The 25,106-nt window shown below is 68.3% G+C and carries 21 protein-coding genes; 8 read left to right on the top strand and 13 right to left on the bottom strand.

The genetic code is table 11. The annotated features are described in order from the left end of the window. Positions 1 to 5 precede the first annotated feature (5 nt). From ACXRVZ_RS18610 to ACXRVZ_RS18575, 8 genes are all read right to left on the bottom strand, one after another. Positions 6 to 944, bottom strand: coding sequence for a glycoside hydrolase family 43 protein (locus ACXRVZ_RS18610; protein ID WP_457425034.1), 939 nt, complete (start codon positions 942 to 944; stop codon positions 6 to 8). Next, positions 941 to 2,470, bottom strand: coding sequence for an arabinosylfuranosidase ArfA (arfA, locus tag ACXRVZ_RS18605; RefSeq protein WP_457425036.1), 1,530 nt, complete (start codon positions 2,468 to 2,470; stop codon positions 941 to 943). The genes ACXRVZ_RS18610 and arfA overlap by 4 nt, the downstream gene beginning before the upstream one ends. Continuing rightward, a complete protein-coding gene (locus tag ACXRVZ_RS18600; RefSeq protein WP_457425038.1) occupies positions 2,467 to 3,780 on the bottom strand; it encodes an ABC transporter substrate-binding protein in 1,314 nt (437 codons plus the stop codon). The genes arfA and ACXRVZ_RS18600 overlap by 4 nt, the downstream gene beginning before the upstream one ends. Then, positions 3,777 to 4,613: a carbohydrate ABC transporter permease gene (locus tag ACXRVZ_RS18595; RefSeq protein ID WP_457425040.1), complete on the bottom strand. Its 837-nt coding sequence runs from the start codon at positions 4,611 to 4,613 to the stop codon at positions 3,777 to 3,779. Before ACXRVZ_RS18595 ends, ACXRVZ_RS18600 begins: the two co-directional genes overlap by 4 nt. Continuing rightward, positions 4,610 to 5,503 carry a carbohydrate ABC transporter permease gene (locus ACXRVZ_RS18590; RefSeq protein WP_457425042.1) on the bottom strand — a complete coding sequence of 298 codons (894 nt, stop codon included), beginning with the start codon at positions 5,501 to 5,503 and terminating at the stop codon, positions 4,610 to 4,612. The genes ACXRVZ_RS18595 and ACXRVZ_RS18590 overlap by 4 nt, the downstream gene beginning before the upstream one ends. Positions 5,504 to 6,116: 613 nt before the next feature. Beyond that, a complete protein-coding gene (locus ACXRVZ_RS18585) occupies positions 6,117 to 7,208 on the bottom strand; it encodes an ABC transporter ATP-binding protein (RefSeq protein ID WP_457425044.1) in 1,092 nt (363 codons plus the stop codon). A 16-nt stretch (positions 7,209 to 7,224) separates the two neighbouring features. After that, positions 7,225 to 8,157, bottom strand: a complete 933-nt coding sequence (locus tag ACXRVZ_RS18580) for an arabinan endo-1,5-alpha-L-arabinosidase (protein WP_457425046.1) — start codon at positions 8,155 to 8,157, stop codon at positions 7,225 to 7,227. Beyond that, a complete protein-coding gene (locus tag ACXRVZ_RS18575; protein WP_457425048.1) occupies positions 8,157 to 9,086 on the bottom strand; it encodes a dihydrodipicolinate synthase family protein in 930 nt (309 codons plus the stop codon). Before ACXRVZ_RS18575 ends, ACXRVZ_RS18580 begins: the two co-directional genes overlap by 1 nt. Positions 9,087 to 9,306: 220 nt before the next feature. On the opposite strand from ACXRVZ_RS18575, the gene ACXRVZ_RS18570 reads away from it, so the two are divergent. From ACXRVZ_RS18570 to ACXRVZ_RS18535, 8 genes are all read left to right on the top strand, one after another. Then, positions 9,307 to 10,071 (top strand): SDR family NAD(P)-dependent oxidoreductase, encoded by a 765-nt coding sequence (locus ACXRVZ_RS18570; protein WP_457425050.1) that lies wholly within the window; start codon positions 9,307 to 9,309, stop codon positions 10,069 to 10,071. After that, positions 10,068 to 11,144: an aldose epimerase family protein gene (locus tag ACXRVZ_RS18565; protein ID WP_457425052.1), complete on the top strand. Its 1,077-nt coding sequence runs from the start codon at positions 10,068 to 10,070 to the stop codon at positions 11,142 to 11,144. The genes ACXRVZ_RS18570 and ACXRVZ_RS18565 overlap by 4 nt, the downstream gene beginning before the upstream one ends. 19 nt (positions 11,145 to 11,163) lie before the next feature. Further along, positions 11,164 to 11,634: an acyl-CoA thioesterase gene (locus tag ACXRVZ_RS18560; RefSeq protein ID WP_457425054.1), complete on the top strand. Its 471-nt coding sequence runs from the start codon at positions 11,164 to 11,166 to the stop codon at positions 11,632 to 11,634. Continuing rightward, entirely contained in the window at positions 11,624 to 12,541 is a 918-nt protein-coding gene (locus tag ACXRVZ_RS18555) for an SMP-30/gluconolactonase/LRE family protein (RefSeq protein WP_457425056.1), read from the top strand. The genes ACXRVZ_RS18560 and ACXRVZ_RS18555 overlap by 11 nt, the downstream gene beginning before the upstream one ends. A gap of 73 nt (positions 12,542 to 12,614) precedes the next feature. After that, the gene (locus ACXRVZ_RS18550) at positions 12,615 to 15,926 is read left to right on the top strand and encodes a DUF4450 domain-containing protein (protein WP_457425058.1); all 3,312 of its coding nucleotides are present in this window, start codon (positions 12,615 to 12,617) and stop codon (positions 15,924 to 15,926) included. Next, the gene (locus ACXRVZ_RS18545) at positions 15,923 to 18,061 is read left to right on the top strand and encodes a hypothetical protein (protein WP_457425060.1); all 2,139 of its coding nucleotides are present in this window, start codon (positions 15,923 to 15,925) and stop codon (positions 18,059 to 18,061) included. Before ACXRVZ_RS18550 ends, ACXRVZ_RS18545 begins: the two co-directional genes overlap by 4 nt. Beyond that, entirely contained in the window at positions 18,058 to 19,323 is a 1,266-nt protein-coding gene (gene pelA / locus ACXRVZ_RS18540) for a pectate lyase (RefSeq protein ID WP_457425062.1), read from the top strand. Before ACXRVZ_RS18545 ends, pelA begins: the two co-directional genes overlap by 4 nt. Positions 19,324 to 19,392: 69 nt before the next feature. Then, the gene (locus ACXRVZ_RS18535; protein ID WP_457425064.1) at positions 19,393 to 20,535 is read left to right on the top strand and encodes an alpha/beta hydrolase family protein; all 1,143 of its coding nucleotides are present in this window, start codon (positions 19,393 to 19,395) and stop codon (positions 20,533 to 20,535) included. 4 nt (positions 20,536 to 20,539) lie between these two features. On the opposite strand, the gene mnmE is transcribed toward ACXRVZ_RS18535, so the two are convergent. The 5 genes from mnmE to rpmH form a co-directional block, all read right to left on the bottom strand. Continuing rightward, positions 20,540 to 21,904 (bottom strand): tRNA uridine-5-carboxymethylaminomethyl(34) synthesis GTPase MnmE, encoded by a 1,365-nt coding sequence (gene mnmE / locus ACXRVZ_RS18530; RefSeq protein ID WP_457425066.1) that lies wholly within the window; start codon positions 21,902 to 21,904, stop codon positions 20,540 to 20,542. Between the two features lie 201 nt (positions 21,905 to 22,105). Further along, a complete protein-coding gene (gene yidC, locus ACXRVZ_RS18525) occupies positions 22,106 to 23,824 on the bottom strand; it encodes a membrane protein insertase YidC (RefSeq protein WP_458232678.1) in 1,719 nt (572 codons plus the stop codon). Beyond that, positions 23,817 to 24,122 carry a membrane protein insertion efficiency factor YidD gene (yidD, locus tag ACXRVZ_RS18520; protein ID WP_458232677.1) on the bottom strand — a complete coding sequence of 102 codons (306 nt, stop codon included), beginning with the start codon at positions 24,120 to 24,122 and terminating at the stop codon, positions 23,817 to 23,819. Before yidD ends, yidC begins: the two co-directional genes overlap by 8 nt. Then, complete coding sequence (locus tag ACXRVZ_RS18515; protein WP_457425072.1) at positions 24,119 to 24,607, bottom strand: ribonuclease P protein component; 489 nt, start codon at positions 24,605 to 24,607, stop codon at positions 24,119 to 24,121. Before ACXRVZ_RS18515 ends, yidD begins: the two co-directional genes overlap by 4 nt. Positions 24,608 to 24,662: 55 nt before the next feature. After that, entirely contained in the window at positions 24,663 to 24,797 is a 135-nt protein-coding gene (gene rpmH, locus ACXRVZ_RS18510) for a 50S ribosomal protein L34 (RefSeq protein WP_457425074.1), read from the bottom strand. Positions 24,798 to 25,106 lie beyond the last annotated feature (309 nt).

The raw sequence follows: 25,106 nt of genomic DNA, 5'->3' as shown, positions 1-25,106 counted from the left end.
TTGTCTCAGATTGAGTAGGGGCCATCGGCAACAGGCGTGCCGAAGTCGGGGAAGCCATTCGCGCGCCAGCCAAAGGCCTGCACGCGGGTGTGGCGGTTGGGGTCGTTCAGCGGGTCGCCAACGATGTCACGGTAGTTGCGGGCGTGATAGACCAGCAGGTCGGTCTGGCCATCGGGCGTGGTCGTGAAGCTGTTGTGGCCGGGGCCGAACTGGCTGACCGATTCATCCGTCGTGAACACCGGCGTGGGCGACTTGTGCCAGCTCTCAGCGTCCAGCAGGTCGGCGTTCTCGTCCGCCCACAGCAGGCCCATGCAGTAGTTCGCATCGGTCGCGGCGGCCGAGTAGGCGATGAAGACGCGGCCATGGCGTTTGAGCAGCGCCGGGCCCTCGTTGACGCAGAAGCCGATGCGCTCCCAGGCCAGCTCGGGGCGCGAGATGACGACCGGCGCGGTCTTCAGCGTCCACGGGTTGGACAGTTCGGCGAGGTAGAGGTTGCTCTCCGTCGGTGGGCTCTTCTGCGCCCAGCAGAGGTAGCGCTTGCCGCCGTGCTCGAAGGGCGTCGCGTCCAGCGAGAAGCCCTCTTCGGGTGTGGCAATCTGGCCGCGCTCGACCCAGGCGTCGGTGAGCGGGTCTTGCCCCAAGCATTCGAGGACGTACATGCGCAGCTTCCAGATGTCGTCGCGCTCCGAGGCTGCGAAGTAGACGAACCAGCGACCGTCGATGCGGTGCAGCTCGGGCGCCCAGACGTGGAAGCTCATGGGGCCGCTGTCGTGCTTGCGCCAGATCACCTTCGTCGGCGCGCTCGCAAGGCCAGTGATGCTGTCCGCCGCGCGGATCTCGATGGCGTCGTAGCTGGGCACCGAGGCGGTGAACCAGTAGCGGCCGTCGACGAGCGTGATCTGCGGGTCGGCGCGCTGGGGAATGAGAGGGTTGTTCCAGGTCATGCGGCGCGGATGGCTTGGGTGACGATGACGTTCCAGGAGGCGGGCTTGAGCGTCACGCTCAACTGCTCGTCGAGGATGGCGATGCCCGCCAAGGGCTGGGGCGCGACGCGGTCGGGCGCGTCGACGGTGTTGCTGGCGTTCAGGTCGGCGCTGTGCAGTTGCTCGGCCTGCACGAGCCGGCGCTCGTGCCCCAGGCCGCGCAGCGTGATGGACAGGCCCATCTCTTCGCTCAGGTGGCGGTTGAGCAGGAAGACGGCCGTGCGGCCGGTGGCCGGGTCGTCGACGACGCTGGCGCACAGATAGGGCAGCTCGCCATGCCTCGCGTTGGCGAAGCCGGGCGACTTGACGACCGAGCGCAGCACGTCGCCATGCGCCCAGCGCGCGGCCTGCGCGAAGGGGTGGAAGATGGTCTGCCGCCAGGCCGCGCCACCCGGCTCGGTCATGATGGGCGCGATGACGTTGCACAGCTGTGCCATGCAGGCGACCTTGAGCCGGTCCGCGTGGTTCATGAACATCGTCAGCATGCCGCCGATGAGCAGTGCGTCCTCGGCCGTGTAGACCTCTTCCAGCAGCCGCGGCGCCTCGGGCCAGCCCGCTTGCTTCAGATGCTCGCCGTGGCGGGCGCGGTACCAGACGTTCCACTCGTCGAAGGACAACTTCAGCCGCTTCGTCGACCGCTTGCGCGTGGCGACCGAATCCGCAATCGCCACCGTGTCTTCGATGTAGCGCGCATTCGTCTCGATCTGCGCGAAGAAGCTCTCGGTGCTGGTGTCCGCGGGCGGCTTGACGAAGTAGCTGTGCAGCGACAGGTAGTCCACCTGCTCGAAGCAGTGCTCCAGCACGCGGTCTTCCCAGACGCCGTAGGTCGGCATGTCATAGGCCGATGAGCCGCAGGCGGCCAGCTCGATGGTCGGGTCCACCCAGCGCATCAGCTTGGCGGTCTCCTTGGCGATGCGGCCGTACTCGTCGGGCGTCTTTTGGCAGATCTGCCAGGGGCCGTCCATCTCGTTGCCCAGACACCAGAACTTGATGCCCAGCGGCTCTTCGGCGCCATGCGAGCGGCGCAGGTCCGACAGCGCTGTGCCGCTCGGGTGGTTGCAGTACTCAAGGTAGTGCCGCGCCTCGTCCGGCCCGCGCGTGCCAAGGTTGACGCCGAACATCGGTTCGATGCCGACCTTGCGGCACCAGGCCATGAACTCGTGCGTGCCGACCTGGTTGGTCTCGGTCGAGAACCAGGCCAGGTCCAGCCGGCGCGGGCGCTGGTCCTTGGGGCCGACGCCGTCTTCCCAGTTGTAGCCCGACATGAAGTTGCCGCCGGGGTAGCGGACGATGGTGGCGCCCAGCTCCCTCGTCAGCTCGGCCACGTCACCGCGAAAGCCGTGCTCGTCGGCAGTGGGGTGGCCTGGCTCGTGGATGCCGTTGTAGACGCAGCGGCCCAGGTGCTCGACGAAGACGCCGAACAGCCGGCGGTCCAGCGGCGCGAGGTCGAAGTCGCGGTCGACGATCAGGGAGGCTTCGAAGGTCATCGTCTTGCCTTCTTCAATGCCTTGTTGACGCGTTTCTCGACGCTGGCCTGCACCTCGTCCACCGGCTTGCCGGAGATCATCACGTTGGCCACGTCCTCGCCGATCAGCAGCTCGATGCCGCGCTGCGTGGGCACGTTGCCGGGCATGCCGACGCCGGTCTGCGTGATCTCGGTCAGCGCCTCGCGCAGCGGCAACGCACGGAAGGCCTCGCTTTGCGCCACGGTCTTGCTGACGGGCAGGTGGCCGGTGCGCGACCACTCGGCGCTGTGGTCCCAGACGAACTTCAGGAATTTGATGCTGGCCTCGTGCGCCTTGGCGTCTTGGGTGCCGTTCTTGAACAGCGCCCACGAATGACCGTCGGCGAACACGGCGGGCTTGTCGTAGAGCTGCGGGAAGGGCTTCACCGTGTAGGCGCCCTTGAGCTTGGATTCGGGCTTTTGAGACTCGCGCAGGAACTGGTCGATGGTCCAGGTGCCGACGACGACGACGCCCGCCTCGCCGTTCAGGAAGGCCTGGTTGGCGGCGGCGTAGTCGAGGTTGGGCCGCACATGGCCTTCGCGGTAGAGCGTCTGCATCAGCGTCAGCGCGTTGACGACGGCGGGCTGGTGCATGTTGATGGTCTTGCCATCGGCGGAGAACAGCTGGGCGTTCTGCTGCGCGACCAACGTCAGGAAGGTGCGGTCATTCGCCGCCGTCTCGTTGGCCACGGCCCAGGCGAAGTAGGGCTTGCCGGTCTTCTGCTTGAACTGGCGCGCCTGCGCCAGCAATTCCTCGGGGGAGCGTGGCAGCGCGTCGAGCCCGGCCTTCTTCATCAAGCTCGTGTTGATGTGCCACAACCAGGCCCAGGTGTCGAAGGGCAGCGCATAGGTCTGACCGTTGAACGAGGTGCCGCGGCGCGCATGCTCGGTGAAGTCGTCCACCGGCACGCCGACGCGCTTGAAGTCCTCGTCCAGCGGCAGCACCAGCTTGCGGCGCACGTAGTCGCCCAGGGCCGACTCGTGCATCACGGCGATGGCCGGGATGTCCTTGGAGACGAGGCGCGCGGTGAGCTGGTCGTAGTACGGGCCCCACTCGCCGATCTGCGTCTTGACGACGATGCCGTCGGTGTTGGTCGCGTTGAACTCGTTGACCAGCGCCGTGACGATGCCGCACTCGCCGACGCCCTCGGACGTCTTCACGACCTGGCCGTACTGCGCCTCGCAGCTGCCGAAGAAGCGCATCAGCGTGATCTCGGTCTTGCCGGCTTCGGGCGTGCGTGCGCCACATGCTGCAAGCAGCGCGGCAGAGAGACAGATGAGCAAACGCTTCATGACTTGCCCGTCCCGGCCACGGCGGTGACAAGGTGGCGCTGAAAGAAGAGATACAGCATCAGCGCCGGCATGCCCGCGAAGACGGCTTGGGCCATCAGGAAGCCCAGGCCCTCCGACTGAGCGAAGTTGGTCTGCGTGGACGCCAGGCCGCGCGTCAGCGTGTACATGTCCGGCTGCGTCGCGATGACCAGCGGCCAGAGGTAGTCGTTCCAGCAGCCCAGGAAGGTGAAGATGCCGAGGGTGGCCTGCGCCGGCAGCGTCAGCGGCAGGATGATGGTCAGGAAGGTCTTGAAGCGCGAGGCGTTGTCCAGCAGCGCGGCCTCTTCCAGCTCGGCCGGGATGGCCTTGAAGTACTGCGTCATCAGGTAGACGCCGAAGGGCGCGGCCAGGCCGGGCAACGTCAGGCCGGCAATGGTGTTTTGTAGGTTCCACTCCGAGAACAGCCGGTGCAGCGGGATGAAGACCGACTGCGCCGGCACGGCCAGGCCGAACATGACCAGCGCAAACAGCCACTTGCGGCCCGGGAACTCGCAGCGCGCAAAGCCATAGCCGGCCAGCGATGACAGCACCAGCACGCCGACGGTCTGCAGCAGTGCCACGAGGGCGCTGTTGCCCAGCCAGCGGAACACCTGCGAGGTCTGCAGGATGTCCAGGTAGTTGGCCAGCGTGTAGGGCGGCGCCAGGAAGACGTCGGTGCGCGTGAGTAGGAACTCGTTGGGCTTGAAAGACAGCGCCAGCACCCACAGCAGCGGCGCCATCCAGACCAGGGCCAGCAACGTCAGCGCGACCATCACGGAGCGGTCGAACCAACTTCTTCTGAGCAGCGGGTTCATCGTGCGTCTCCCTTGCGGTCACGTTCCAGCCAGAGCTGCGTTGAAACGCCGATGAGCATGATGGCCAGCAGCACCTGCGACGCCGCCGTGGCGTAGCCCAGCGAGAGCTGCATGAAGGCCTGTTCGTAGATGAACTGCACGACCGAGCGCGTCGTGTTGTTGGGCCCGCCGTTGGTCATCAGCATGATCTGCGGGAAGACCTGGAACTGGCGGATCACCTCGATCAGCGCGACGAGGATGATGGCGCGCTTGAGGCTGGGCAGCGTGATGTGCGTCAGCACGCGCCATCTGGGCGTGTTGTCCAGTGCAGCCGCTTCGTAGATGTCGCTCGGGATCTGCTGCAGGGCCGACAGGAACATGATCATCGGCAGGCCGATGATCCACCAGACGGTCACCAGAGCGACCGTCAGCAGCGCGAGGTTGTCACTCGTCAGCAGCGGCAGCTCGGGCAGGCCCAGGGCCGTGAAAAACTGGGCGATGAGGCCGCGCTCGGGCATCAGCGCCAGCTTCCACACGAGCGTGATCAGCGTGACGGAGAACACCGACGCGCAGAAGAAGGTGGCGCGCAGCAAGGTGGCGAGCTTGCCTTGGCGGTTCAGTGCCAGGGCCAGCATCAGCGACAGGATCACGAAGATCGGCGTGCTGATGAGCACGAAGCGGATGGTGTTCCACACGACCTGGTGGAAGACCTCGTCGCCCCACAGCTCCTGGTAGTTGCCCAGGCCCACCCAGAAGCTGTCGTTGGACAGCAGGTCGTGGTCGTGGAAGCTGGTCCACACGCCTTTGGCCAGGGGCCAGAGCAGCAGCAGGGCGTAGAGGGTGACGAAGGGGAGGACGAAGAGGGCGTAGGCGGGGCGCGAGGCGCGGAGGCCAACAGTCGGGGCGCTCATTGGGGCTGCTCCACCGGTGGCTTTGTGGCTAGGGTGGTGCCGGGAATTCGCCCCGGCGGGCGACTCACTTTCTGGGCCGCCAGAAAGTAAGCAAAGAGCTCCCCCCGACCGCCCCGCCCCTGCGCTGCGCTTCGGGGTTCCCTGCGCTGCTCAGTCCTTGAGGGCCCGCGCGGAACTCCCTTCGCTACGCTGCGGTCAGACAACCACGCGGAGTCAGTTCTTGAAGTGCGCTGCGCGCACGCCCTCAAGGCCTTCCGCTGCTCGGCGGGGCTAAAGGGGGCATGCAGAAATACATCCACCACCCGGCTTTCGGGCTTGTCTGTTGGCTGTTGGGGGTGTTCGGGAACCTCCCCTTCTAAACCGCCGAGAAGCGCAGAAGCCCGGGGCGCGAGCGCAGCGAGCCTCAAGCTCTGACTTCGCACCCCTTTGTCTGAACGGAGCGTAGCGAAGTGAGTTGGGTGCGGCCCCGGGCTTCGAGCATCGCAGGGGACCCACCCGCCTTTGGGGTGGGCGGTTTCGCAGGGGAGAGCTTTTTGCTTACTTTTTGGCGGCGCAAAAAGTGAGTCGGCCGCCGGGACGAAATCCCGGCTGGGCCTGGCCACCAAGCCGCCACTCACGACAAAGCCTCCTGAGCGTGATGCGCACGACCCGCCTCATCGAACAGATGCGCCTCAGCCACATCCACACTGACAGCAACGTAAGAGCCGAGCTTCGGCGACACCCCCGCCGGCACCGTCACGATCAACGGCGTGCCGCCCTCAAGCTTCAAGTGAGCCAACGTCCGCTCGCCGAGGAACTCCACCAGCTCGACGCGGCCGCGCAAAGGCCCTTGCTCCGCGACTCGCAGGTTCTCCGGCCGCACGCCCAGCACCAGGCCCTGCGACGCCAAACCATCCACCGAAACCCGTGTCGTCACCGCAGCGCCACCCGGCACCGTGACAACGGCGCGCCCACGGTCATCCGCCGCCCGCTCGACCGGCACAAACCCCATCCCCGGCGTGCCAATGAAGCTCGCCACGAACTTCGTCGCCGGGCGCCTATACAGCTCCGCCGGCGTCGCCACCTGTTCAATCGCGCCGCCCTTCATCACCACGATGCGTGTCGCCAGCGTCATCGCCTCGATCTGGTCGTGCGTGACGAACACCATGGTCGCGCCCAGGCGCTGGTGCAGCTGCGCCAGCTCCAGCCGCGTGCGCCCGCGCAGAGCCGCATCCAGGTTCGACAACGGCTCATCGAACAAAAAGATCCCAGGCTCCTTCACCACCGCACGGCCAATGGCGACGCGCTGGCGCTGGCCGCCCGACAGCTGCCCCGGCTTGCGGTCCAGCAGCGTGTCCAGCTCCAGCATGCGGGCCGACTCGGTGATGCGCCTGGCGATCTCGTCGGCGGGCAGGCCGATGTTCTTCAACCCGAACGCCAGGTTCTCCCTAACGCTCATGTGCGGGTAGAGCGCGTAGTGCTGGAACACCATGGCCAGGTTGCGCTGCCCCGGCGGGGCGACGGTGACGTCGCGGTCGCCGATGAGGATGCGGCCGCCGCTGACCTCCTCCAGTCCCGCCACCATGCGCAGCAGGCTGGTCTTGCCGCAGCCCGACGGGCCCAGGAAGACGACGAACTCGCCTTCGGCCACGTCCAGCGACAGGTTCTCGATGACCTGCACCGCGCCGTAGCGCTTGCAGACGTTCTCCAACTTCAAGCCAGCCACGGTGGGTGTCTCCGGTTCAATCTTCTTGTGCGAGCACGGGCCAGCCGTCGGGCGTCCAGCTCAGGCGCTTGATGCGCAGGTGCGGCTTGCCGCCGCGCTCGGTGTCGTAAGCGTGGTGGACGAACCAGTCGCCGACGACGTCCTGGTGGCCCGGGCCCTTCCAGCGAGCGCCGCCGCTCAGCAGCGGCGTGGCGCCCTCGTTCATCAGGTCCTTGCCTTCACGGTCGAGGTAGGGGCCTTCGACATTGCGGGCGCGGCCCACGCGGACGTTGTAGGTACTTTGCGCGCCCTTGCAGCACATGTCGTAGGACGCGAACAGGTAGACCCAGTGGCCATGTCGCACGATGGTGGGAGCCTCGATGCCGCCCTTGCGGCGGGCGATGAAGGTCGATTCGCCCGTGGGGCGCAGCGTATTGGCGTCCAGCTCGGTCAGCCGCAGGCCGCCCCAGAAAGAGCCATAGCTGAGCCACAACTTGCCGTCGCGCTCGACAAAGAGGTCGGGGTCGATGGCGTTGAAGTTGTCGGTCGCCGTGCTGGCCACGACGAGGCCGTCGTCACGCCACTCACCGCCGTCCGGCTTGTCGCTGCTGGCCAGGCCGATGGCCGAGCGGTTCTTGCCGAAGGTGGAGATGGAATACAGCAGCCAGGTGCGGCCCTGATGCTGGAAGACCTTGGGCGCCCAGACGTCGACGCCCTTGTGCTCGGGCACGGCCTCGGCCCACCAGGCGGGTGCCTGGCTGAACACCGGTGCCAGGCGGCGCCAGGTCTTGCCTTCATCGGCCGATTCCAGCCGTTGCAGGCCTCGGCCGGTCGTGAAGACGAACCAGCGGTCGGCCGTGATCAGCAGCGTGGGGTCGTGCGCGCCGGGCTCGGCCTGCGGCTCCACGGCGTCCACGCGCGCGGCCAGGCACAGGGCCAGTGCGGCCACCAGCGCCATCAAGGCGCGCATTACTTGCCCCAGCGAAGAACCAGGGGATCGAGTCGTTTCGCGGCGTCCAGCAAGCCCGCGCGCGTCTCGGGGCTCATCTCGGGGAAGGGGTGGCGCGGCGCATCGCTGTTGATGACCCCGCCGGCCTTCATCAACGCCTTGGCGGTCAGGATGCCGCCCTGGCGGTTCTCGTAGTTGATCAGCGGCAGCCAGCGGCCGTACTGGACCACGGCTTCCTCGCGGTCGCCACGGTGGAAGGCATCGAAGATGAGCCGGATGCCGTCGGGGAAGCCGCCGCCCGTCATCGCGCCGGTGGCGCCTGCGTCCAGGTCGGCCAGCAGCGTGATGGCTTCCTCGCCGTCCCACGGGCCTTCGATGGCGGCGCCGCCGACGCGGATCAGCTCGCGCATCTTGCTGGCGGCCTGCGGCATCTCCAGCTTGAAGTACTTCACGTTGGTGATGTTGGCGGCCATGCGCGCCAGGAAGGGCACCGACAGCGGCGTGCCGGCCACGGGGGCGTCCTGGATCATGATCGGAATCGCGATCGCATCGGACAGGCGCTGGTAGAAGCCCTCGATCTGGCCTTCCGACACGCGGAAGGTGGCGCCGTGGTACGGCGGCATGACCATGACCATCGCCGCGCCGAGCTGTTGCGCCAGCTGGCTGCGCTCGATGCAGATCTGCGTCGAGTAATGCGTCGTCGTGACGATGACCGGCACGCGGCCGGCCACGTGTTTCAGGATGGCGCGCGTCAGCGTCTCGCGCTCGGCGTCCGACAGCACGAACTGCTCGGAGAAGTTGGCCAGGATGCACAGGCCGGTGGAGCCCGCATCGATCATGAAATCGACGCAGCGCAGCTGGCCGGGAACGTCCAGCGTGCCGTCGGCGTGGAAGATGGTCGGAACGACCGGGAAGACGCCGCGGTAGGGGCGGGTGGTGGAGGCGCTCATGATGCGGTCCCTTGTCTCTGGGGGAAGTTGGATCAAGTGCCGACGCGCGGCCCAGGGCCGGCTGTTGTCGCTGGCATGGCTCTCATTAAAGTATGACTATTTGTCCTTGATCATCGGGGTTAACCCGGAATTCGACGACTTTGCAAACAAAAAAGTATGACTAATAATCTGGTCATCGCCCGGCCAGAGAAGCCGGCCAGCATCAGACCGGAGACAGCCCTTGAGTTCCTACGCGCGTTATCCCAGCCTCCAGGACCGGGGCGTCCTGATCACCGGCGGGGCCACCGGCATCGGTGCTTACTTGGTGGAGACGTTCGCCGAACAGGGCGCCAAAGTGGCTTTCATCGACCTGGCTGCGGATGAAGGCAACGCGCTTGCCGCCCGCCTGGCCGGCTCGCGCCACGCGCCGCAATTCGCCGCCGCTGACCTCAGCAACGTCGAGTCCCTGCGCGGGGCCATCGCCACGCTGCGCGAGCGCAGCGGCCCCTTCACGGTGCTGCTCAACAACGCCGCCAACGACAAGCGCCACGCCGTTGAGGACACCACGTCCGAGTTCTGGGACGCCAGCGTCGCCGTCAACCTCAAGCACCAGTTCTTCACCGCGCAGGCCGTGCTGCCCGACATGAAGGCGGCCGGTGGCGGCAGCATCATCAACTTCGGCTCCATCAGCTGGATGCTCAAGCAGGGCGGCATGCCGGCGTACACGGCCAGCAAGGCCGCGGCGCAAGGCTTGACGCGCTGCCTGGCGCGCGACTTTGGTCCGCACAAGATCCGCGTCAACACGCTGGTGCCGGGCTGGGTCATGACCGAGAAGCAGCTGAAGCTCTGGGTCACCGAAGAGACCAAGGTCGAGATCGCCAAGGGCCAGTGCATCAACGAGCCGCTGATGCCGCAGCACATTGCGGCGATGGCGCTGTTCCTGGCTGCTGACGACAGCGCGATGTGCACGGCACAGGACTTCGTCGTTGATGGTGGCTGGGCATGAGCGTCGAGTGCGTTGAGTACGGACGCCTGCCCGATGGCCGCGTCGTCCATGAATACACGCTGAGCAACGGCCTGGGCCTCAAGCTGACCGCCATCACGCTGGGCGGCATCGTCACCGGCCTGTGGGTGCCGGACGCTCAAGGCGAGACCGGCAACGTCGTGCTGGGCTTCGACAACCTGGACGACTACGTCCACCGCAACCCGTCCTTCGGCATCATCGTCGGCCGCTATGGCAACCGCATTGCCGGCGCCAGCTTCGAGCTGGACGGCGAGACCCACGCGTTGGGCCGCAACGACGGCCCCAACTGCCTGCACGGCGGCACCGAAGGTTTCGGCCATCGCTTGTGGAGCGCGGTGCCTGCCGAGCCTCGCGCCGGCGAGGCCCAGGCGCTGCTGTTCAGCTACACGAGCCCGCACGGCGAGCAAGGCTTCCCCGGCGAGCTGAGGGTCTATGTGCGCTATTCCGTCAGCGCCACCGACAACAGCTGGCGCGTCGACTACACGGCCACGACCGACCGGGCCACTGTCGTCAACCTGACCCACCACGACTACTTCAACCTCGCCGGCCAGGGCTCGGTGCTGCGCCACCGCCTGACGATCCCCGCGTCGCGCTACAGCGAGGTGGACCAGCACCTGATCCCGCAGCAGCACGCGGCCGTCGCGGGCACACCTTTCGACTTCCGCCAGTCGACGCCCATCGTGGCGCGCATTCGCCAGTCCCACCCGCAGCTGCTGCGCGCCAAGGGCTACGACCACAACTGGCTGCTCGACGGCGACCTGAACGCCGACGGCCTGCGCCCCGCCGCCACGCTGGAGGACCCGCACTCCGGCCGCCGCATGGACATCCTGACCAGCGAGCCGGCCGTCCAGTTCTATTCCGGCAACTTCCTCGACGGCAGCCTGGCCGCCAGCAACGTCCCAGGAGGCCGCATCTACCGTCAGGGCGACGGCCTGTGCCTGGAGACCCAGCACAACCCCGACTCACCGCACCACGAAGCCAGCAGCGACTGGCCCAGCACCGTGTTGAGGCCGGGCGAGGTGTTCCGCAGCACGACAATCCACCGCTTCTCGTGACCCGCTGAAAACCGCCCCCATGGACCTGCCCGCCCACCAACTGACGATGACGGTGCTGATGACACCGGACACCGCCAATTTCTCCGGCAACGTCCACGGCGGCAACATCCTCAAGCTGCTGGACCAGGTCGCCTACGCCTGCGCCAGCCGCTATGCCGGCCGCTACGTCGTCACGCTGTCGGTGGACCGCGTGATTTTTCGCCAGGCCATCCATGTCGGCGAGCTGGTCACCTTCCTGGCCAGCATCAACATGACCGGCACCTCGTCGATGGAAGTCGGCATCAAGGTCGTGGCCGAGAACATCCGCACGCAGGAGGTGCGGCACGTCAACAGCTGCTACTTCACGATGGTGGCCGTGGGCGACGACAACAAGCCCGTGCCGGTGGCGCCGCTGCGCCCCTTCACCCCCGACGAGCGCCGCCGCCACGCCGGCGCCATCGCCCGCAAGCAGGCCCGCGCCAGCTTGGAAGACAAACCCGATGAGCACTGAACACCCCTTCGCCCTCGCCCTCGCCCAAGCCAACACCCTCGGCGAAGGCATCCAGTGGCATGCCGCCAGTGGCCGCTGGTGGTGGACCGACATCGAAGGTGCCTGCATCTACGCCTGGACGCCCGGCGCCAGTGCCACGCTGCAGGTGCGCCTGCCCGAGCGCGTCGGCTGCTTCGTGCACGGCCGCTCCGGCGCCATCATCCTGGCCATGGCCAAGCGACTCGCGCGCCTGAGGCTGCCCGACCTGCAGGCCACCGGCAGCGTCGCCGCCGAGCCCGAGACCATCGCGCCCCTCGAAGCCCACCTGCCCACCACGCGCGCCAACGACGGTCGCTGTGACCGCAGCGGCGCCTTCGTCTTCGGCACGCTGGACGAAGCCGAGCCGCGCCGGCCCATCGGCGGCTTCTACCAATACACGCTGGCCCACGGCCTGCGCCGCCTGGCACTGGACGGTGTCGCCATCGCCAACAGCATCTGCTTCAGCCCCAATGGCCAGCGCATGTACTACTGCGACACGCCAACGCGCCGCATCATGGTCTGCGACTACGACTCGGCCAGCGCCCGCGTCAGCGAGCCGCGCCTGTTCGTCAAGAAAGAGCTCGACGACTGCTGGCCCGACGGCTCCACCATCGACGCCAAGGGCTGCCTGTGGAACGCCGAATGGGGCAACGCGGCCGTGGCCCACTACGCGCCGGACGGCCGGCTGCTGGCGCGCTACAAGCTGCCGGTGCGCGACGTCACCTGCCCCGCCTTCGGTGGCCCGGCGGGTGACCAGCTCGCCGTCTCCACGGCCCGCGTGGGCCTGAGCACCGCCGAACTGATGGCCATGCCCTTGTCGGGTAGTCTCTTCGGCATGACCGTAGCCGCGGGGCTCTACCTGCCCGAGCCGCTGTTCAACGACGAGTGAGTTGCCTGTCGCCCCGGGCCCTGCGCGCCCGGGACGACTCGCCGTGAGCCGGCAGACCGGTCGAGGGCAAGGGATGCGCAGCTGGTTTTTCGAATGTGTGGTCGTGGCCGCGCTGGCCCTGCCGTGGCCGGCTGCTGCCCAGCTCATCTCCGGCCCGCAGCAGACCCGCATCAACCTGCAAGGCCAGACGACCCAGCCGCTGCGCTACACGCCCGAGGGCGAGGACTTCGTCATCCGCAACGGCGACGAGTTCTTCAACCGCCCGCTCTATGGCGGCCACACCGGCTTTCGCGTTGATGGCGGTGACAAGCCCGAGTTCGTTCTCTACCTGCCCGGGCGTGGTGGAAATCTGCGCCTGGCTGTGCGCACGCCGGCCGGTAGCCGCTGGCTGCATGAAGCGGGCTCCATCACCACGCGCTACCGCCCGGGCGAGCTGCACTACGACATCCGCGACCCGCTGCTGGGTGAGGGCAGCGTCGCGGTCGTGGCCCTGGCCACGGCCAGCACCGAGGGGCTGCTGATCCGCGCCGAAGGCCGTGGCTTGGCCGAAGGCACCGAGCTGGTGTGGGCCTATGGCGGCGTCACCGGCCAGCGCGGCCGGCGCGACGGCGATATCGGCACCGAGCCCGTGCCCATCAGCCGCTACTTCCAGTTCCAGCCGCAGTTCGCGGCGGGCAACCGCTTCACGCTGGGGGAAGACGGCTTTGTGCTGTCCGCGCCGGCCGCGGTCATCGCCGGCGTCGTGCCGATGGAGGCTCGCCAACATCTGGCGCCGGCGGGCGACTGGGACTCGCTGCCGGCGCTGCTCGCCGGGCCACCCGAGGCAACACCCGACACCGCCATCGTCGTCGGTCGCGTGCCACTGACTGATCGCACACCCATCTTGCTGGCGCTGCAACGGCTGGCCGATGCCGCCCGCGCCGACGCCAGCGCCGCTGCGCAGACGTATGCCGCTGTCGGTGCGCCGCGCGCCAACCAGCGCGGCACGCCCTTGGCCGCGCGCTTCTCGCCGGCCGAGCTGCCGGCGCTGTTCGCCCGCGAGCAGGCCCACTTCAAGGCTTTGCGCCAGCAGGTCCGCATCGTCACGCCCGACCCCTGGCTGAACGCCGCCGTCGGCGCGCTCAACGTCGTGGGCGATGCGCTGTGGGACGACGACGCCAAGGCCATCATGCACGGCGCCGTCGCCTGGCGCACGCCGCTGCTGGGCTGGCGCGGCCCCTATGCGCTGGACGCGCTGGGCTGGCACGACCGCGCGAAGCAGAACATCGAGACCTGGCTGGCGCGGCAGAACACCTCGCCCATCCCTGAGCAGCTGCCGCCGCCCGATGCCGACAGCCACCTCGCGCGCAGCGAGGCGGCGCTGCACTCCAACGGTGACCTGTCCAAGTCGCACTACGACATGAACATGGTGTTCTTCGACGCCTTGTTCCGCCACCTGCTGTGGACCGGCGACCTGGACCTCGCGCGGCGTGCCTGGCCCGCGATCCAGCGCCACCTGGCCTGGGAGCAGCGCCTGTTCCGACGCGACTTCGGCGGCCTGCCGCTGTACGAGGGCTATGCCAACTTTTGGGCCAGCGACGACGTGTTCTACGGCGGCGGTGGCGTCACGCATGCGTCGGCCTACAACCACTACGCCTTCCGCAGCGCGGCCCGCTTGGCGAAGCTGATCGGCGAGGACGGCAGCGCCTACCAGCGCGAGGCCGACCTCATCGCCCAGGCCATGCGCCGCCACCTGTGGATGCCCGAGCGCGGCGCCTTCGGCGAGTACCGCGACAGCCTGGGCCTGCAGCGGCTGCACGAGAGCTATGGGCTGTGGACCTTCTACACCGCCATCGATTCCGAGGTGCCCACGTCGAAGGAGGCCCTGCAGATGGTGCGGGACGTGTTTCACGGCTTCAAACGCATCCCCGTCCACGGCCCCGGCGTCCCCAGGGACACGGACTACCACGTCCTGCCCAGCACCGACTGGATGCCCTATGCCTGGTCGGTCAACAACGTCGTCATGGGCGAGAACCTGCACACCGCGCTGGCGATGTGGCAGGCCGGCTACTTCGAGTCCGCCTTCGTGCTCGCCAAGAGCGCGCTGATGGCCAGCATGAACATGGGCATCACGCCGGGCAACGTGGGCTCCATGAACTACCTGGACCACTACCGCCGCGAGTCGCAGCGCGACTTTGCCGACGGCACTGGCGTGACGGCGCGGGCGCTGGTGGAGGGCTTGTTCGGCGTGAGGCCGGATGCGCTGGCGGGCGTGCTGACCGTGCGCCCCGGCCTGCCTGCAGCCTGGCAAAAAGCCGAGTTGCAGCATCCGGGCGTCGGCCTCACCTTCCAGCGTCAAGGCCAGCATGAGACGTGGACGCTGACGCAGCCCGGCGCGCGCTTCAAGCGCCTGCTGCTGCAACTGCAAGCGCAACGCCGCGAGCCTGTGCGGGTGCTGGTGAACGGCGTTCGTGGCACATGGAAAGCCGACGGGACCGGTCGCATACAGATAGCGCTGCCGTTCGGCGCCCGCGCGGTCGTGGCTGTCGGGTGGCGCGCGGTGCCCATGGGCTTCGATCCGCCCCTCTGCGCTTATCCGATGCCCGCCCCTCCCGCCACCGACTGGACCGTCGCTGTGCCCGACGCCCGGTTTGAGCCCGTCGCCCTCGACACCCACTTCAACGACCGCGTCACCGACATCTTCAAGCCCGGCAAATACCTGAGCCCGCGCCCGGCCGGCGTGTCGCTGACGCTGCCCTCGCAAGGCGCCGGCGCCTGGGCGGGCCACGTCAACGAGCTGCCTGTCATCAACGACACCGGCCTGCGCCGCGTGGCGGCCCAGAACGACGGCCGGCTGTTGCTGCCCAACGGCCTGCCTCTCGCCACACCCGCCGCGCCCGAGGCCCGCAACATTGCCTTCACCTCCCGCTGGGACAACTATCCGCACGAGATCAGCATCCCGCTGAACGGACAGGCCCGCCACGCCTATTTGCTGATGGCCGGCTCCACCAATTTCATGCAGAGCCGCATCGACAACGGCGAAGTCATCGTCGACTACGCGGACGGCAGCCAGGCCCGCCTGGCCCTGCACAATCCCACCACCTGGTGGCCCATCGAGCAGGACTATTTCATCGATGACTACCAGTTCCAGCGCCCCGGCCCCACGCCGCCGCGCGTGGACTTGCAATCCGGCCTGGTGCGCCTGCAGCCCACCGGCCGCGTCGTGCCCGGCGGTGCTGCCACCGTGCTGGACCTGCCGCTGGACCCCGCCAAGCCACTCGCACGCCTGACGCTGCGCACGCTGAGCAACGACGTGGTGATCGGCCTGATGAGCCTGACGCTCGACCGCCACCTGCCCGAGCCCAAACCCTTTGTCGTCCCTCCGAACCTGAGGTTGCCGTTTTGAAGCAGTTCCTCCTCCTGCTGGCCGCGCTCGTGACGCAGCCCACCTGGGCCCAGCCGATAGACCGCGCCGCCGTCGTCGCTCGCCACCAGGTGCGCAATACCGGCATCAACCCCGAGTCCGCGCTGACCGTCGGTAACGGCGACTTTGCGCTGACCGTGGACGTCACCGGCCTGCAGGGCCTGGAGCGCATCTACTACGACAACGGCCTGCCGCTGGAGACGCGCAACACCTGGAGCTGGCACAGCTTTCCCAACCCCGAGAACCTGCGCTTCGAGGACACGCTGGCGCCCGTGCCCTTCCATGGCCGGCAGATCCTCTACCCCATCAACCAGAACACCCCCGCCGGCCGCTACTACCGCGAGAACCCCCAGCCCATGCCGCTGGGCCAGTTCGCCTTCACGCTGCACGGCGAGCCGCTGCGCACCGAGGACATCGCCGGCATCCACCAGACGCTGGACCTGTGGACCGGCGTCGTCACCAGCCGCCTGCTGGTGCGCGGCCAGCCGCTGGAGGTGCTGACGGCCGCGCATGGCTCGGCCGCCGTGATGGCCGTGCAGGCGCGCTCACCGCTGATCGCCAGTGGTGAGCTGCAGGTGCGGCTGCGCTTCCCCTACGCCTACCGCACCTCGATTGCCCACAAGCCGCCCTTCATCTGGGAGCAGCCCGACAGGCACCAGAGCACGCTGACGCAGGTCGGCCCCGGCCATGCCCGCATCGCCCGCCACGCCGACGGCACGCGCTACGACACCGAGCTGCGCTGGTCCACGCCGGCCGAGCTGGTCAGCGCGTCCACGCCCCAGCTTGCCGCGCCGCACGACTACCGGCTGCGCGCGACGAAGGGCGACACGATTGCCTTCACGGCCGCCTTTGCCGACGCCGAGCATCCGGCGCCTAACGAAACCGTCGACAGCACGCTCGCCTCATCGAAGCAGGCCTGGGCCGACTACTGGACGAAGGGCGGCATGGTCGACCTCAGCGCCGCCACCGATCCGCGCGCCAAGGAGGTCGAGCGCCGAGCTATCCAGTCGCTCTACCTGATGCGCGTCAACTACGCCGGCGGCTTCCCGCCGGCCGAGACCGGCCTGCAGCACCTGAGCTGGTTCGGCAAGCACAACTCCGAGGTCTACGCTTTCCACGCCGCACAGTTCTACCAATGGGGCCATGTGGACCTGCTTGAGAAGGGCCTGGCCTGGTACCTGGGTCAGCTGCCCAAGGGCATCGCCCAGGCCAAGAGCGAGGGCTTCGACGGCGTGCGCTGGCCCAAGATGTCCGGCCTGGATGGCCGCCCCACGCCCGGCGGCATCAACCCCTACATCATCTGGAACCAGCCCAACCCCATCTACCTGGCCGAGCTGGTCTACCGCGCCAAGCCCACGCAGGAGACGCTGGCGCGCTATGGCGACATGGTGTTCGAGTCGGCCAAGTTCCTGGCCAGCTTTGCCCAGCGTGACCCCGCCACCGGCGTCTACCACCTCGGCCCGCCGCTGAAGAACGTCAGCGAGAGCACCTCGGTCGAGCTGGTGCGTGACCCGACCTTCGAGCTGGCTTTCTGGCACTACGGCCTGCGTGTCGCGCAACAGTGGCGAGAGCGTTTGGGCCTGGCGCCCGACCCACGCTGGGCGGACGTCATTGCCCACCTGGCGCCCCTGCCGCAGCAGGACGGCAAGTACCTCGAGATCGACGGCATCCGCGACCTCTTCAAGCCCGGCAAGCAGGGCGCGCCCTCGTCCATGCTGCTGGCCCTGGGCTATCTGCCGGCCACGCCCAAGATCGACATCGAGACCGCCCGCCGCACCTTCCACGCCGTGCACGAGCAGCGCGGCGCCGATGGCGGCTGGGTCAGCTGGCAGATGGGCCAGGGCGCGCTGACCGCAGCACGGCTGGGCGAGCCCGAGCGCGCGGTCAGCATCCTCGCCAACAGCTTGCCGTCGGCCCGCTTCATGCCCAGCGGCTACAGCCGCCGCCCGCGCGACCCCGAGGGCGCCGTGGCCTACCTGCCCACCAACTCGGCCTACCTGATGGCGTTGGGTCTGATGGCCGGCGGCTGGGACGGCGCACCTGCGGGCCCCACGCCCGGTTTCCCCAAGGATGGCGCCTGGACCGTGCGCGCCGAAGGCCTGTTGCCGCTGCCATGAAGAAACTGCTCTCTCTCGCTCTCGCCTTCGCGCCGGGCGCCCTGCTCGCCGCCGTCATCGGCCACAACACGCCGGCCCCCGAGATGAGCGCCGCGCGCCTCGCCGAGCTGCCCGCCGCGCAGCGAACCGCCTGGCAGGCCTATCTGGACCGCTCCGGCCGCCAGATGACCCTGGACCGCGCCACGCTGGCGCGCGAGCTGAAAGCCGGCGACACCGTGCCGCCACCGCCCACCGCCGGCAAGACGAACGCGCCGCTGGACCGCGAGCCTGCCTGGTACGCGTCGGCCGAGGCGGGAGCAATCGCCGCCACCATCCTCAGCTTCCAGACCCCCAGCGGCGGCTGGAGCAAGAACCAGAACCGCAGCGGCCCGGCCCGCCTGCCTGGCCAGCGCTATTCGAACAACGCCGAGACGATGACGGTGGGCACGGGCAGCTTCGACGAGCCGCGTGACCGCTACTGGACCTTCGTCGGCACGCTGGACAACGACGCCACGCACAGCGAGATCCGCTTCCTGGCGCGCGTGAACCAGCAGCGCCCGAGCGAGGCCTGCCAGGCCGCCATCCTGAAGGGCATCGGCTACCTGCTGATGGCCCAGTACCCCAACGGCGGCTGGCCGCAGAACTACCCGCTGGAAGGCGGCTTCCACGACGGCATCACCTTCAACGACGACGCCGTCGCTGAGGCCGCGCGCCTGCTTCAGGACGTGGCCAAGGCCGCGCCCGGCTTCGCCTTCGTCCCCGCGCCGCTGCGCCGCCAGGCCCGCACCGCTGCGGCCCGCGCGGTGGACCTCCTCCTGGCCGCCCAGGTGAAGGTCGACGGCCGCCCGACGCTCTGGCCCCAGCAGATCGACGCTGTCACGCTGGCGCCCATCTCCGCCCGCAACTACGAGCCGCGCAGCCTCGCCAGCGCCGAGAGCGCCGGCGTACTGCTCTTCCTGATGCAGCAGCCCCACCCCACGCCCGCGATGAAGGCGGCCATCGAGAGTGGCATCGCCTGGCTCAAGGCCCACGCGCTGCGCGACCACGCCTTCACGATGACGCCCGACGGCCGCAAGCTCACCGCCCAGGCCGGCGCCGGCCCGCTGTGGTCGCGCCTGTACGACATCCCCACCGGCCGACCCATCTTTGGCGACTGGCCCAAGACCATCCACGACGACGTCAACGAGATCTCCAAGGGCCGCCGCAATGGCTACACCTGGTGGGGCGTGTGGCCACAGAAGGCGCTGGACGCCTACCCGCGCTGGAAGGCTTCCAACCCCTGAGCTGACACCGTTGTCATCGGCGGGCATTTCGGCGACATTGCGCCACCCCAAGCCTGCCCGCCCGATGACATGCGCCTCCTGTTCCTGCTGCTGAGCCTGTGCCTTGCCGCGTCCGCCCAGGCCGCCGAGATTCCCGCCGCCGGCCCTGGCCCTTTCGCCGTCGGCTCCACTAACCTGCAAGTCACGGTGCCTGGCGGCCGGCCGCTGATCGACTACCTCAACGGCAGCAAGGACGGCGCCTACCTGTCGGTCATCCTGGCCCACCCGCAGGCCGTGCCGCAGCTGCAGGTCAGCGTGCCCGCCAGCCAGCCCGGCGCCGGCGCGCTCGTCGGCAAGCCGCAGCCGCTGGTGCTGCACATCCTCTACCCCACGCCCGCCAGCAACCCGCGGCCCGACTACGCGTTCCCGTACAAGGACACCGGCGACGCCCTCGTGCCGCACATGCAGGGCCCGGCCGACAAGCCGCTGCTGGCCGACCCGGCCGCCAAGTACCCGCTCATCGTCTACTCCGGCGGCTACAACACCCACGGCCTGTGGCACCTCGCCCACCTCAAGCTGCTGGCCTCGCACGGCTACATCGTCGTCAACCTCTTCCACGGCGACAGCCGCGCGCCGGGCTATCACGAGTCCGTCGCGCTGCGCCAGGCGGGCGTGCGGGCGGCACTGGACTACGTGTTGAAGGACGCCGTCTTCGGCCCCGCCATCGACCGCGACCGCATCGGCGCCTCAGGCGCCAGCGCCGGCGGCCTGACCGTGCTGGCCCTGCTCGGCGGCGTTGATCCCAAGTACCCCGCCCACAACCCGCGCGACCCGCGCATCAAGGCCGGCTTCGGCCTCGTGCCCTTCATGGGCACCAGCTTCGGCGTCTGGCCCTTCAAGACCGACGCCTGGCATCTGGGCGAGGACTTCGGTGGCCTGGCCGCCGTGAAGGTGCCCTTCTTTGCCGTCTATGCCGACCAGGACAAGAGCGTCTCACCCGACGCCGTCCGCGTCGGCGTCCGCCGTCTCGGGGGTCCGGTCTGGGCCGTTGAACTGCCCGGCGAAGGCCACCTGCTCTCCCCCGCCGCCGAGCGCGAGGCCTACAGCTGGGAGCTGACCTTCTTCGACGCCTTCCTGCGCGGCAACGCGGAGGCACGCGCCAAGCTGGTGGCGAGCACGCAGGTGAGCGGAGGCGTTAAGGGCAAGATGACGTTCATCAGCGCCGGGCGCTGAGCCATCACTTGCCTATGCAAAAGCTGCTGAAGATGACCCCCAGCAGCTCATCCGCCGAGAACGCACCGGTGATCTCTCCCAACGCGTCGTGGGCCAGGCGCAGCTCCTCGGCCAGCAGATCCAGCGCCGCGTCGCGCTGAGCGGCGACCTCGCGGGCCAGCGCCAGGTGCTCGGCCGTGCGTGCCAGCGCCTGCACATGGCGCTCGCGGGCAATGAACAGGCCTTCGGGCACGGCCTGCCAGCCAGCGGTCTTCAGCAGGCGCTGGCGCAGCGCCTCCAGGCCGGCGCCGGTCTTCAGGCTCAGCGCGATCTCGCCGTCGGGCGCAGCGGCCAGGTCGGCCTTGTTGAAGACTTGCACGATGCGGCCAGCGTCCACGCCCGCCAGCCGCGCGCGGATGCGCTCGTCCTCGGCTTCGTAATCGGCCTGACCGACACGGCCCAGGTCGTGCAGGAAGAGCATGACGTCGGCATCCGCAATCGCGTCCCACGACCGCGACACGCCGATGCGCTCGACCTCGTCCGCCGTCGCGTCACGCAGGCCGGCCGTGTCGGTGATGTGCAGCGGCACGCCTTCGATCTGGATGGTCTGGCTGACCTTGTCGCGCGTCGTGCCGGGAATGGGCGTGACGATGGCCAGCTCGGCACCGGCTAGCGCGTTCAGCAGCGAGCTCTTGCCGACGTTGGGCTGGCCGGCCAGCACGACCTTGAGGCCGTCACGCAGCAGGGCGCCCTGGCGCGTGCGGGCCTGTACCTGGCGCAGTTGCGCGGTCAGGCGGTCCAGCCGACCGAAGGCATCGGCCTTTTCGAGGAAATCGATCTCTTCCTCGGGGAAGTCCAGCGTTGCCTCGACCAGCATGCGCAGCTGGATGAGCTGGTCGCGCAGGATGCCGACCTCGTGCGACAGCGCGCCGCCGAGCGCCCGGCTGGCGCTGCGCGCGGCGGCCTCGGTGCTGGCGTCTATGAGGTCGGCCACGGCCTCGGCCTGCGCCAGGTCGAGCTTGCCGTTCAGGAAGGCGCGCTGTGTGAATTCGCCGGGTTCGGCCAGGCGAACCGTGCCGCCCGCCTCGATGACGCGCGCCAGCAGCAGCTGCATGACGACGGTGCCGCCGTGGGCCTGGAGTTCCAGCACATGCTCGCCGGTGTAGGAATGCGGCGCCGGGAAATGCAGCGCCAGGCCCTGGTCGATGGCCGTGCCGGTCGCGTCGCGGAAGGGCAGATAGGTCGCTTCGCGCGCCTTCAGCGGCCGGCCGCAGACGGCATCGATCAGCCCGGACAACTCTTGCGGCGATGACACCCGCACGATACCGACGGCACCACGCCCCGGGGCGGTGGCGATGGCGGCGATGGGGTCGGCGTGTCGGGCGAGCATGGCGCGATTGTCGGCGGCCCAAAAGCAAACAGCCGCCCGGTCGGGGGCGGCTGCTGGCGGAATTGGCGCGGGGGAGGCTCGGGTCGGGCGCTCTCGTGAGTCCCGTCCGGGCCGGTGTTCTCTGCCCCGCGAAGCCATTGAACTGCTTGTCGCAGGCATAAAAAAGCCCCCGCTTGCGGGGGCTGTGCAGATTCACGTGCTTCAGTTCACGCCCAAGCGCTTGTTGATCATCCATTGCTGGGCGATGGACAGGATGTTGTTCGTCAGCCAGTACAGCACCAGGCCGGCGGGGAAGACGAAGAACATGACACCGAAGGCGACCGGCATGATCCACATCATCTTCTGCTGCATCGGGTCGGCCGCCGGCGGGTTGAGCCAGACCTGGAACAGGCTGGAGGCCATCATCAGCAGCGGCAGGATGAAGTAGGGGTCGCGCACCGACAGGTCGGTGATCCACAGCATCCACGGCGCCTGGCGCATCTCGACGGTGGACAGCAGCACCCAGTACAGCGCCATGAAGATGGGCATCTGCAGGAAGATGGGCAGGCAGCCGCCGATGGGGTTGATCTTCTCCTCGCGGTAGATCTTCATCATCTCCTGCTGCATTTCCTGCGGCTTGTCCTTCAGGCGCTCCTTCATGTCGTTGATGCGCGGCGCGACGGCCTTCATGCGCGCCATCGACTTGTAGGCGCTGGCGTTCAGGCTGTACAGCGCGATCTTCAGCAGCAGCACCAGGGTGACGATGGTCCAGCCCCAGTTGCCGATGAAGCCATGCAGCTTGTCGAGCAGCCAGAACAGCGGCTCGGCGAGGATGGTCAGCACGCCGTAGTCCTTGACGCGCTCCAGGCCCGGGGCCAGGGCCGATAGGTTGTTCTCCTCCTGCGGGCCGGCAAAGAGCAGAGCCTGTTGCGTCGCGCTGGCGCCAGGCGCCAGCGTTGGCAGCGTGAACACCAWGCCGGTGGCATAGCTGTCGCCGCTCACGCCGACCTGGCCGGGCAGCTTGCGCACGAAGAACTCGCGGTTGCCCGCCTCGTTGACGAGCCAGGCGCTGGCGAAGTAATGCTGCACCATCGAGACCCAGCCGTGCTCGGCCTGCTTCTCGATGTCGACCTTGTTCTTGTCGATGTCCTCGAACTTGATGGTCTTGAACTTGGTCTTGTCGTTGTAGATGGCCGGGCCGGTGAAGCTGGGCGTGAACGCCGCGCCGCCGGTGACCGTGCTGCCGTCGCGCACCAGTTGCAGGTAGACCTGGGGCGTGACCGGGGTGCTGCCTGCGTTGACGACCTCGTGCGTGACGCCCACCGTGTAGACGCCGCGCTTGAAGGTGAAGGTCTTGACCAGCTTGACGCCACCGACCTCGGCCGATTCCAGGCGCAACTTGACCTCGTTCTGGCCGGCTTCCAGCTCGCGCGGGCCTTCCACGGCCGTCATCGGGGTGTTGTGCGTCGGCAGCGGGCCGGCGCCGCCCACCAGGCCGGTCTGGGCGCGGTAGTGCTGGGCGGCGTTGAACAGCACGACGGGTTCGGGCGTGAACGCAGGCTTCTTCTGCAGATGCACCATCTGCAGCAGCTGGTCGGTGACCGTCGGGTCCGGCGAGGTCAGGTACTTGGGCAGCTCGGCGCGGACGATGTCGCCGCCCAGCGTGTCGACCGTGACCGTCAGCACGTCGGTGCGGATGGTGACCTTCTCGGACGGCGCCGCCGAAGGGGCCGTGACGGCCGCCGGGGCCTGGCTGGCCGAACCTGTCGAACTGGCCGGCACGCCGCTGGACGCAGGGCCGACAGGGGCCGTTGCGACCGCCTTGGGCACCTGGGGGCCGAACAATGAAGGATGCCCGTTGTGCTTTTGCCAGCCGTCCCAGAGCAGGACGAGGGACATCGTGAACACCACCCACAGCACGGTGCGGCGAATATCAGTCATGGAGAGACTCGGAAGAGGAAGACGGTGCGCAAGGCACAGGGGAAATCAGGCGGGAAAACAGGCGCGGCGCATTGTCAGGCACGGGGTCGTGCCCGCCTTTGCACAGCGGCTGGCAGCGCAGGATGCGGTGAACGGTCAGGTAGCTGCCGGCCAGTGCGCCGTGCTTCTCCAGCGCGGCCAGCGAATAGCGAGAGCAGGTCGGCTCGAACCGGCAGGCGTTGCCCAGCCAGGGGCTGAGCATGAGCCGGTAGCCGCGCACAAGGGCCATCAGCAGGCGAGCGGGCCAGCTGGGGTTCATGCGGCGGCGGCCTTGGGTTTGAGCGCGCGGTCCAGCAGCTGCGCCAGCTCGGCACGCGCTGCCGCCCGCAGCGCGTCGGACGCGGCACTGGGGAACTTCTGGCGGTCAAACGGAGAGCGCAAGCGCACGACCCACAAACCCGGCGGCATGCCGGGACGCTCGGCAAATGCGGCGCGGATCTGCCGCTTCAAGAGCGCCCGGGTCACCGATCGCTTGGCATGCCGTTTGGGCACGACGATGCCCACCCAGCAGCCCTCAACTGGAATCGAGGGCGCAGCGGGCGGGTCTTGGTCCACAGATTTGTGCACAGGCTGTGGGTCGCCTGTTGATAACTTGGCTGAGGCTGTGCGCAACTGGGCGGCATGCCAGGCGCTGGGCTCGGGATTGGCCGAGAGGTGGTGCAGCGCGAAATGCGCGCTGCGCGCCCGGCTCTGACGGCCGAGCACACGCTCAAAGTCCACCGGGCGGTTCAGCTTGCCGATCATCGGGTGCCCGGGGGCTGACGACGCACGCAGGCGCGGTCGTCAATCACCGGCGGGCTTAGACGGCCAGGCGCTTGCGGCCCTTGGCGCGGCGATTGGCGATGACGGCACGGCCGCCACGCGTCTTCATGCGCACGAGGAAGCCATGGGTGCGGGCGCGGCGGGTCTTGGAGGCTTGGTAGGTACGCTTCATGGGGAAACCTCTTTGGAGGGATTTGTTCGGTTCGTCCGGACACAGCGGTTGGTGCCCGACAAGAAAAGCGCACGGCGAATGAATCGCAGTGCGCGAAAACCCGGCATTACAGCAGAAGCCGCCGGCTCGGTCAATAAGTCGCCAGTCTCAAGCCGGGTTTGCCAGGGATTGACCCCCTTCCAAATTCTGTGGATAACCCGTCCTTCGACCGGCTCGGGTCCGTACAATCCGACCGCTCGAGAAGAAGTTTTCCACAATGAGCGAAGAAGAACACTGGGTGGATGGGGTGCAGGCTTTGGCAACGGGCGA

This window comes from Roseateles sp. P5_E8, from assembly GCF_054177665.1.
Note: the sequence above shows the minus strand (reverse complement) of the source record. Positions and strands in the feature narration are given on the sequence as shown.

Bases quoted from the DNA above. Each gene is read 5' to 3' on its own strand.
- ACXRVZ_RS18610 (WP_457425034.1), bottom strand. From the start codon at position 944: ATGACCTGGAACAACCCTCTCATTCCCCAGCGCGCCGACCCGCAGATC.
- arfA (WP_457425036.1), bottom strand. From the start codon at position 2,470: ATGACCTTCGAAGCCTCCCTGATCGTCGACCGCGACTTCGACCTCGCG.
- ACXRVZ_RS18600 (WP_457425038.1), bottom strand. From the start codon at position 3,780: ATGAAGCGTTTGCTCATCTGTCTCTCTGCCGCGCTGCTTGCAGCATGT.
- ACXRVZ_RS18595 (WP_457425040.1), bottom strand. From the start codon at position 4,613: ATGAACCCGCTGCTCAGAAGAAGTTGGTTCGACCGCTCCGTGATGGTC.
- ACXRVZ_RS18590 (WP_457425042.1), bottom strand. From the start codon at position 5,503: ATGAGCGCCCCGACTGTTGGCCTCCGCGCCTCGCGCCCCGCCTACGCC.
- ACXRVZ_RS18580 (WP_457425046.1), bottom strand. From the start codon at position 8,157: ATGCGCGCCTTGATGGCGCTGGTGGCCGCACTGGCCCTGTGCCTGGCC.
- ACXRVZ_RS18575 (WP_457425048.1), bottom strand. From the start codon at position 9,086: ATGAGCGCCTCCACCACCCGCCCCTACCGCGGCGTCTTCCCGGTCGTT.
- ACXRVZ_RS18565 (WP_457425052.1), top strand. From the start codon at position 10,068: ATGAGCGTCGAGTGCGTTGAGTACGGACGCCTGCCCGATGGCCGCGTC.
- ACXRVZ_RS18560 (WP_457425054.1), top strand. From the start codon at position 11,164: ATGGACCTGCCCGCCCACCAACTGACGATGACGGTGCTGATGACACCG.
- ACXRVZ_RS18555 (WP_457425056.1), top strand. From the start codon at position 11,624: ATGAGCACTGAACACCCCTTCGCCCTCGCCCTCGCCCAAGCCAACACC.
- ACXRVZ_RS18550 (WP_457425058.1), top strand. From the start codon at position 12,615: ATGCGCAGCTGGTTTTTCGAATGTGTGGTCGTGGCCGCGCTGGCCCTG.
- pelA (WP_457425062.1), top strand. From the start codon at position 18,058: ATGAAGAAACTGCTCTCTCTCGCTCTCGCCTTCGCGCCGGGCGCCCTG.
- ACXRVZ_RS18535 (WP_457425064.1), top strand. From the start codon at position 19,393: ATGCGCCTCCTGTTCCTGCTGCTGAGCCTGTGCCTTGCCGCGTCCGCC.
- mnmE (WP_457425066.1), bottom strand. From the start codon at position 21,904: ATGCTCGCCCGACACGCCGACCCCATCGCCGCCATCGCCACCGCCCCG.
- yidD (WP_458232677.1), bottom strand. From the start codon at position 24,122: ATGAACCCCAGCTGGCCCGCTCGCCTGCTGATGGCCCTTGTGCGCGGC.
- ACXRVZ_RS18515 (WP_457425072.1), bottom strand. From the start codon at position 24,607: ATGATCGGCAAGCTGAACCGCCCGGTGGACTTTGAGCGTGTGCTCGGC.
- rpmH (WP_457425074.1), bottom strand. From the start codon at position 24,797: ATGAAGCGTACCTACCAAGCCTCCAAGACCCGCCGCGCCCGCACCCAT.